Raw genomic sequence first — 1,548 nt, 5'->3', positions numbered from 1 at the left:
CTGCAACGGATCGGCCGCGGCGCCGATCGCGCGCTGATCGCGTTGATCAAGCCGGCTCCGCATCTCGCTGCCAGACCGGCGGCGCCGGTTGCGCCGGAGACGCCGGTCGCCGCAGCACCGCAAGAGGCCGCAACAGTGGTGCCACAGCCTGCGCCTGCCGCTGTCGAGCAAGCCGACATGCAGGATGAAGCCCCCGCACCGGCCAGCGAAGCGCCGGCCACCTTCACGCTGTTCGATGCGCTCGATCCACCGGCGGAAGCAGCAATAGCCGAGCCGATCATCAGTCCGGCTGAATCCAGACCTGCGCACGCGGCTCCATCGCTCGCGGCAGCAGAAGACGCGCACGTGCAGACGGCGCCCGTCGAGACCGCGGCATTCGACACCACGCCTGACGTGACTCCCGCTGTCGAGGAGCCGCTGTCGGAAGCGCTGATCGAGGTGCCCGCCGAGGCGCAGGTCGCAGAGCCTGCGGCAGAGCCCGCACCCGTTCTCGAAGAGACCGCACCTGCGCCCGCTTCGGAAACACCGGCACCGCCCGCCGATCCCGTCCCCTCGCCCTATGCGATCGCGGATCTGCCCGTGCCGCCGCCTGTCGCCGAGCCGGAGCCCGTGGCATCAGCGCCAGCAAAACCGCCATCCTGGCTCGACGAGCCGTTGCCGGTGCGGCGGCATCCGCTGCGCTTCATGTGGCAGATGGACCATGAGGCCCGCTTCTCGCTCGGCTCCGACGAATTCACCCGGCTGATCGGCCTGCACACCGCGGCCGGCTTCGGCCGGCTGTGGAGCGAGATCGCCGAAAGCTTCGGCGTCGATCCCGAAGGCGGCGTGATGCAGGCGTTCGCCAGCCACGACACCTGGAGCGGCATCACGCTGAACTGGCCGGTCGACGGCGGCGGCCGCCTGCCGGTCGAATTGTCCGGCCTGCCGGTGTTCGACCGCAATCGGAATTTCGCCGGCTATCGCGGCTTTGGTGTGTGTCGTGATCTCGACGGGCTTGCGCGACTCGCTGCGTTGCGCCGCTATGAGTTCTTCAGCGGCTCGATCGTGCCGCAATTGCTGTCGGCCGACGTCGCGCCGGCGCCGCGCACCGCTGCGCCGCCACATGAAAGTCCTCCGCCACACGCGGAGCCGCCGCCCGATACCAACGCAGCCGCACCACCCGAGGAATTGACCGAGCCGACAGCAGCAGAGACTTCACACCAAGCCGATCCGGATCACGCCGTGGAAACGCACGAGGAAACGCAGGAAGTGCGTCACGACACACCGCAGAATGTGGTGCCGTTCCGTCTTGCCGGCGACACCCGGCCGCCCTCGCTGACACCTGTCGAGAACAACGCCTTCAACGAGCTCGCCCGCCAATTGTCGGCGCGGCTCGAGAGCGAGGCCGGCCTCACCGCGCCTACCAACGACAGTGCCACCGCTGAGCCGATCGCCGACGAGCCGTCCGCAGGCGAGCCGCCGCAAGAGGCTGCGTCTCAGCAGGAAAAGGTTACGCAGCAGGAGACGCCGGCCGAGCCGCCAAAGGCCGGCTGGCTCGCGGCGGCCGAG

The 1,548-nt window shown here is 69.3% G+C and carries 1 pseudogene; it reads left to right on the top strand.

The features are described 5' to 3' along the window. A pseudogene (locus H8A95_RS42975) lies at positions 1-1,548 on the top strand (PAS domain-containing sensor histidine kinase); the annotation flags it as partial.

The sequence above is a fragment of the Bradyrhizobium oropedii genome, from assembly GCF_020889685.1.
Classification (GTDB): Bacteria; Pseudomonadota; Alphaproteobacteria; order Rhizobiales; family Xanthobacteraceae; genus Bradyrhizobium; species Bradyrhizobium oropedii.
Note: the sequence above shows the minus strand (reverse complement) of the source record. Positions and strands in the feature narration are given on the sequence as shown.